The 7061-nt window shown below is 61.1% G+C and carries 6 protein-coding genes and 1 pseudogene; 3 read left to right on the forward strand and 4 right to left on the reverse strand.

Going from position 1 to position 7061, the window contains the following annotated elements; translation table 11 throughout:
• On the forward strand, nucleotides 1–2088 hold the full coding sequence (locus AAFO90_RS19305; protein ID WP_347510415.1) for an ABC transporter ATP-binding protein: 2088 nt from the start codon (nucleotides 1–3) through the stop codon (nucleotides 2086–2088).
• Nucleotides 2089–2141: 53 nt separating this feature from the next.
• Here the strand turns inward: AAFO90_RS19305 and AAFO90_RS19310 are convergent, their stop codons facing one another.
• The 3 genes from AAFO90_RS19310 to AAFO90_RS19320 all read right to left on the reverse strand — a co-directional run bounded on the left by AAFO90_RS19310 (nucleotide 2142) and on the right by AAFO90_RS19320 (nucleotide 4569).
• Entirely contained in the window at nucleotides 2142–3311 is a 1170-nt protein-coding gene (locus tag AAFO90_RS19310; protein ID WP_347510416.1) for a cytochrome c peroxidase, read from the reverse strand.
• 135 nt (nucleotides 3312–3446) lie between these two features.
• Nucleotides 3447–3821, reverse strand: a complete 375-nt coding sequence (locus AAFO90_RS19315) for a hypothetical protein (RefSeq protein ID WP_347510417.1) — start codon at nucleotides 3819–3821, stop codon at nucleotides 3447–3449.
• A gap of 163 nt (nucleotides 3822–3984) precedes the next feature.
• Complete coding sequence (locus AAFO90_RS19320) at nucleotides 3985–4569, reverse strand: lytic transglycosylase domain-containing protein (protein ID WP_274828146.1); 585 nt, start codon at nucleotides 4567–4569, stop codon at nucleotides 3985–3987.
• A 332-nt stretch (nucleotides 4570–4901) separates the two neighbouring features.
• On the opposite strand from AAFO90_RS19320, the gene AAFO90_RS19325 reads away from it, so the two are divergent.
• Together AAFO90_RS19325 and AAFO90_RS19330 are read left to right on the forward strand one after the other, a co-directional pair.
• On the forward strand, nucleotides 4902–5420 hold the full coding sequence (locus tag AAFO90_RS19325; protein WP_065273417.1) for a single-stranded DNA-binding protein: 519 nt from the start codon (nucleotides 4902–4904) through the stop codon (nucleotides 5418–5420).
• Between the two features lie 103 nt (nucleotides 5421–5523).
• Entirely contained in the window at nucleotides 5524–6603 is a 1080-nt protein-coding gene (locus AAFO90_RS19330) for a site-2 protease family protein (RefSeq protein WP_347510418.1), read from the forward strand.
• 350 nt (nucleotides 6604–6953) lie between these two features.
• Here AAFO90_RS19330 and AAFO90_RS19335 read toward each other — a convergent pair.
• A pseudogene (locus AAFO90_RS19335) lies at nucleotides 6954–7061 on the reverse strand (IS5/IS1182 family transposase); the annotation flags it as partial.

The following is a 7061-nucleotide window of genomic DNA, read 5'->3' on the forward strand; positions in this document are numbered from 1 at the left end:
ATGAGCAAGCTTGAGCAAACCGATGGTCCGATCCTGGAAATCGACCGCCTGTCGATCTCCTTTTTCACGCGGCTGCGTGAAATCCCGGCGGTGATGGACTTTTCCGTCTCCGTGATGCCCGGCGAGGCGGTGGGCCTTGTGGGCGAATCCGGCTGCGGCAAATCCACCGTCGCCCTTGGGGTGATGCAGGACCTTGGCAAGAACGGCCGCATCGTTGGCGGATCGATCAAGTTCAAGGGCCGCGATTTGGGAGAGATGAGCGTCGATGAGCTGCGTGACATCCGCGGCAACGAGATCGCGATGATCTACCAGGAGCCGATGGCCAGCCTTAACCCGGCGATGAAGATCGGCAAGCAGCTGATGGAAGTGCCGATGATCCACGAGGGCGTCAGCGAAGAGGAAGCCTACAAGCGCGCCCTTGAGGTGGTGACCGACGTGCGCCTGCCCGACCCGGAGCGGATGCTGAACAGCTATCCGCACCAGCTGTCGGGCGGCCAACAGCAGCGGATCGTCATCGCCATGGCGCTGATGTCGAAACCGGCACTGCTGATCCTGGATGAGCCCACCACCGCCCTTGACGTCACGGTGGAGGCCGCCGTGGTCGAACTGGTCAAGGATCTGGGCAAGAAATACGGCACCTCGATGCTGTTCATCTCGCACAACCTTGGCCTTGTCCTGGAAACCTGTGACCGGCTCTGCGTGATGTACTCCGGCGAAGCAGTGGAGCGCGGCAGTATCGAAGACGTCTTTGACGAGATGCAGCATCCCTATACGCAGGCGCTGTTCCGCTCGATCCCGCTGCCGGGTGCCGACAAGAACGCGCGCCCGCTGGTGGCGATTCCGGGCAACTTCCCCCTGCCGCACGAACGCCCGCCGGGCTGCAACTTCGGTCCGCGCTGCGATTATTTCGAAGCGGGCCGCTGCGATGCGGGCGACATTGCCATGGCCGATGTGCCCGGCAATGACCGCCACGCCACGCGCTGCCTGAAGTTCCAGGAAATCGACTGGAACGCGCCGATCACCGTGGCCGACAAGAAGGAAAAGACCGCCCCGGGTGAGGTTGTCCTCAAGATCGACAAGCTCAAGAAATATTACGAGGTGGCCGCGAATGCCCTGTTCGGTGGTGGCGCCAAGAAAGTGGTGAAGGCCAATGAAACGCTCAGCTTCGAGGCCCGCGAATCCGAAACGCTGGCCATCGTCGGGGAATCGGGGTGTGGCAAATCCACTTTTGCCAAGGTGCTGATGGGGCTCGAAACCGCCACCGACGGGGATATCCTGATGGATGGCCAGAACATCGAACAGACCCCGATCGAAGAACGCAACACCAAGACGATTTCGGACGTGCAGATGGTGTTCCAGAACCCCTTTGATACGCTGAACCCGTCGATGACCGTCGGACGGCAGATCACCCGGGCGCTGGAAATCTTTGGCATCGGTGACAACGACGCGGAGCGCAAGCAGAGGATGCTGGAGCTGCTGGATCTGGTGAAACTGCCCCGCGCCTTTGCCGACCGCATGCCGCGGCAGCTGTCCGGCGGGCAAAAGCAGCGTGTCGGCATCGCCCGCGCCTTTGCTGGCGGTGCACGCATCGTTGTGGCGGATGAACCCGTCTCGGCACTGGATGTGTCGGTGCAGGCGGCGGTGACCGATCTACTGATGGAGATCCAGCGCAACGAGAAGACGACGCTGCTGTTCATCAGCCACGACCTGTCCATCGTGCGCTATCTCAGCGACCGGGTGATGGTGATGTATCTCGGCCATGTGGTGGAGCTGGGGACGACCGATCAGGTCTTCTCGCCACCCTATCACCCCTATACAGAGGCCCTGCTGAGCGCGGTTCCCATCGCCGATACATCGGTGGAAAAGGAGCATATCGTTCTCGAAGGCGACATCCCGTCAGCGATGAACCCGCCATCAGGCTGTCCGTTCCAGACTCGCTGCCGCTGGAAGAGCGAAGTTCCCGGCGGTCTCTGTGAACGCGAGGTCCCCCCGGTGCGCGACATGCAGGGCGGGCATCAGATCAAATGCCACCTCAGCGATGAGATCCTTGAACGGATGAACCCGGTCATCAAGATCGCGGCCGAGTAGCCACTCTGATCACACCCAAAGCGGCGCCCGCGTTCATCACGCGGGCGCCCTTTCTATTCCAGATACTCTTCGTAGTGCTGATCGGTCAGCGTTTTCAGAAACGCAACCAAGGCGTCAATGCGCCGGTCATCCAGCGCAGGCCCGTGGGTGAGCTCGGTGGTCGACAAGGTGCCTGCAACCGGCGGCGGCCCCCAAGGTTTTCCGGTTTCGGGATTGATCTGCGCGGCGTCCGATTTGCTGTTGTAGCGATTGTAAAAGGCAATCACCGTGCGCAGCTCCTGAAACACCCCGTTGTGCATATAGGGGCCGGTCACCGCCACGTTTCGCAGTCCCGGCGTCTTGAACTTGCCCCGTTCTGCCGGATCAGTGACCGCCGGGTTGGCAAGCAGCCCGTCGTCAATGGTACCGGCGGCAACGCCGTTCTCGGCCCGCCCCAGAACATTCTCAGGCACGCCGATATTGTGGTAGCTGTAGTTCGTAAAGGTTTCCTGCGGATCCATCGCGCTGCGCTTCAGCTGGTGGCACTGGTTGCAATTGGTGAACTGCTCCGAGAAGAACAGGATCCGGCCCAATTCTTCTTCTTTGCTGAGCTGCACCTCACCGCGCAGGAAACGGTCGTATTTACTGTCGAACGGCGCAAAGATGGCGGTTTTTTCATAGGCCGCCAGCGCCTCGGTCATCGCCGCATATCCGGCCTCCGGATCCTTCAGGACATCCGCGCCGAAGTTCTGCTGAAAGGCTGTGACATAGTCCGGCTCCTCCTTCAGGCGCGCGACGAGCTGCGCCTTATCACTTAGCCCCATCTCGATCGGGTTCAGCGGCGGCCCGCCGGCCTGCTCTGCCAGATCCCTAGCGCGCCCGTCCCAGAACATCCCCCCGGCCCAGCTTCCGTCTTCCTTCTGGTGAAATGGCGGCGTGAAGGCCGCGTAAGCCGCGCTTGGCGCGTTGCGATCGCCCAGCGAGTGCCCATCATCGCCAAGGGAAAACGCCCCATCGGCAGAACGGCGTGGATCGGTGAAGCCATATTCGGCATCATGGCAACTGGCACAGGACTGAGTGCGGTTCTGCGACAAGATCGGATCGTGAAACAGAGCCTCTCCCAAGGTCTCAACCGGCGTCAGCTCTGCATCCTCGGCCAATGCAGAATGCGGTGATGCCGCGACGACCAACAAGGCAAGGCAACGGGCAGCGGCGCCCATGCGCCAGATAGGAGAAATCGTCATCATCAGGGCCTTTGGATCCGGGGCAGTCCCCACGCGAGGTACCCGGCAGCTATAGCCCCGACCTTGATCAAGCGCAATTCCCGACAATAAAACTAAGAAAAGACCCGCCCCGATCATGGGGCGGGTCGATACTGGTTAACTCAGCAACAGAACAACGATCATCAGAAGGTTCATCGAGGCGAACTGCATCAAGCGCGGGAAACGTTTGCTTTTCCACGCCGCGAACAAGGCCAGCGTGACCGACAGGGCCAGACCGGCCAGCGACAGGGTACCAAACACGAGACCGACCGCACCGCTGCCCGGCCCCCAGGGAGACTGCTCAAAGGACATGCCGATCAGGCCAAAGCCAATCAGTATCCCCACGATGGCCCCGGCAAGGGTAACACCGACACTGCGGGCGCTGGCACGCTGCGGCGCGCCAAGGACGCTGTCGACGATCTCGCGGCTGGGACCCGCCGACGGGGTCCAGTGCATACGGTCAAGGCGATCATCAAAACTGTAGGCTGTCACGGCAAATCCTCCTGAAACTGCTCGCTTTTTTCAGGGGGAATTCGGGCAGCTTCGTGGCGGAGAAAAGAAGTTAACGCGGCATTTACCAAGTTTACCGGGGCGTTAACACGGTCGTGGTCCGGGCCGCCCCAAACGGGTGCGGTTCAAGGCGTTTCGTAAGCGGTCAGCCGCCCCAGATCGTTTTTACATAGGCCTGGGTTTCACGGTAAGGCGGCACGCCGCCGTGTTTCTGAACTGCCTCGGGGCCTGCGTTATAGGCAGCCAGCGCAAGACGCCAGGAGCCAAACTTGCGGAATTGGCGCGCCAGATAACGCGCGCCGCCTTCCAGGTTTTCCTGCGGGACAGCGGGATCCACCCCCAGCGACCGGGCAGTCTGCGGCATCAGCTGCGCCAGCCCCAGCGCGCCTTTGTGGGATTTCGCGCCGGGGTTCCAGTTGCTTTCCTGTTGCACGAGACGCAGGAACAGATCCTCGGGCACGCCGTGTTTTCGCGCTGCGGCACGCGCCATGGTCATGAATTTCCCACGGTATTTTCCGGTATACGGCAGACTGCCATACTGGCCCGTTTCAAATGAGGACCGCGGCAACAGACGGCTGGAGTTCTCGTATTGTTGCGCCGCACGGCCATCCAGAACCTTGGTATGGGCGGCGAACAGGCTGCGCTGGTTCTTGGTCGAGAACATGTCGGCGGTAGCGCCAGTCGCCAATAGCGAAACCCCGGCAGCCGCGGCAAGGCCACGAGCGTTCATTGCATAGACATTGATCAAAGCGGTCTTAAACGTGGCTTGCCCAAACATAGCGGCCCTCAACTCTGTTACCGTCGCGATCCGTTTTCCGACCGGCGAGACTATAGCGGATCTTAACTAAATTGAAAGCGTCAGCGTGCGGCGAACAGATTCCGGTGGGAGGCTGCCCGACCGAAAACCTGCGAAAACCCCCGTCCCGCGGCCAAGAAGGTTGCTTTCATCAGAGCTTGCGGGTCTGTACTGTGGCCCAAAATCCGGGCGCGCTCAGATTCGGTTCTGACACCAGATGCCCATCCACAGACAAGAACACCCAATAAGAACAAGGACAGGACCAAATGGCCGGCTCAGTCAACAAAGTCATCCTCATCGGCAACCTGGGCCGCGACCCAGAGGTGCGGACCTTTCAGAACGGCGGCAAGGTGTGCAACCTGCGCATCGCCACCTCTGAAACCTGGAAAGACCGCAACACCGGTGAACGCCGCGAAAAGACCGAATGGCACAGCGTTGCCGTCTTCAACGAAGGTCTGGTGCGCGTCTGCGAACAATACCTGCGCAAGGGCTCCAAGGTCTATATCGAAGGCCAGCTGCAAACACGCAAATGGCAGGATCAAAACGGTCAGGACCGTTATTCCACCGAAGTCGTCCTGCAGGGCTTTGGCTCCACCCTGACCATGCTGGATGGCCGCGGTGAAGGCGGCGGTGGCGGCGGCCAGGGTGGCGGCAGCTATGGTGGCGGCGGCGGATATGGCGGTGGCGGCGGTGGCTACGACAGTGGACCCCAGGGCGGTGGCTTTGGCGGCGGCGGTCAGGGTGGCCCCTCGCACAATATCGACGACGACGAGATCCCGTTCTGATCTAACGGTTCTGACGCGTGATATCACCCTGGCGATACAGCCTTGGTGATATCCTCCTGATGATCCTTGCCCGATCCGCAAAGGCTGCAAAAGGAATGACGCGATGACATGGTCTTTTTCTCTCGGCCGCCTCTTTGGCTCAGAGGTCAGAGTTCATGTCACCTTCTTCCTTCTTCTGGGGTGGATCGGGCTATCTGCCTACAGCGAACAGGGCCTGCCAGGCGCCATTGAGAACACCGTTTTCGTGCTGGCGCTGTTTGCCTGTGTTCTGGCCCATGAATTCGGCCATGCGCTGATGGCGAAGCGCTACGGCATTGCCACCCCCGACATCACCCTGTTGCCCATCGGCGGTCTGGCAAGGTTGGAACGGATGCCGTCCAACCCCTGGCACGAGATCGCGGTGGCCTTTGCCGGACCTGCCGTCAACATTGCAATCTGGGCCATTCTGGTGGTGATTGGTGCGGGCCGCTGGGATCTGGCGAGCCTGGCAGATCCGGCGCAGGAGTTTTCCGGCTGGAATTTCCTGGGCCGTTTGGCGCTGGTGAACCTGATCCTTGCAGTATTCAACCTGATCCCCGCCTTTCCGATGGATGGCGGCCGGGTGCTTCGTGCTGCGCTGTGCCTGAAGATGGACCGGGTCAAGGCGACCCGCATCGCCGCCATCGCCGGGCAGATCGCCGCCATGGGGCTTGCATATCTCGGCCTCACCTCGGGCAACCCGGTTCTGGTGCTGGTGGCGGGCTTTGTCTTCATTGCCGCCAATGCCGAAAATCAGGACGTGGCGATGCGCGCCGTGACCAAGCGGTTCATGGCCCGCGATGCCATGATCACCAGTTTCGAGGCGCTGCGCCCTGAGGACACGCTGGAGACGGCCTCTGCCGCAGTCATCCGCACCACCCAGCATGAATTCCCGGTTCTGGATGCCACAGGCCGCCCGCTGGGTTTTGTGACGCGCGGCGATCTGTTCGCCGCCATCGCCGCAGAAACCCCGCGCATGAAGGCGGTTTCCACGCTGATGACAAATGATATCCCCTCGGTCCCGCTGACTGCCGGGCTGGAGACCGTTCTCGACGCCCTGCACAAGGGCGCTCCTGCCGTTGTCATCACGACAAAAACAGGCGCTCTTGCAGGCTATATCACCTCGGAGAACATAGGGGAGATGATGGTGGTGAAAGGCCGCTGACCCAGATGGCAGCGGCGAGGGCCGATGGCTACGACAGTGGCCCCCAGGGGGCGACTTTGGCGGTGGCGGTCAGGGTGGCCCGTCGCGCAATATCGACGACGACGAGATCCCGTTCTGATCGCCTAACCTGATCACCTGCGCATCTTATGCCTGCACCACCTAGTCACATCCCGTGCCGGGTGGTTGTGTATCAAAGCGCCCCAGCAGCCCCAGCCAGCAATCGCCCGGTCTGCGCCGCCCGCGCATCCCAGCGTTCCCATTGCTCTAGCCAGGCCTCACCGCCCAAGGCCTCGGTTACCGGCGCGAGTTCGCGTTCAAATTTTTTCCACTTGTCTAGGGTCTGTGGACATTCATCGTGAGGCGATGATGGCAGCCGCGAGATGCCAATTGGCGGCGTAGCTGGACGTTGTCTTTTCGTAGCGGGTCGCTATGGCTCTGAATTCCTTGATCTTTGCGAA

Origin of the sequence: Phaeobacter sp. CAU 1743 (genome assembly GCF_039839315.1) — a bacterium.
Taxonomy (GTDB): Bacteria; Pseudomonadota; Alphaproteobacteria; order Rhodobacterales; family Rhodobacteraceae; genus Phycobacter; species Phycobacter gallaeciensis_A.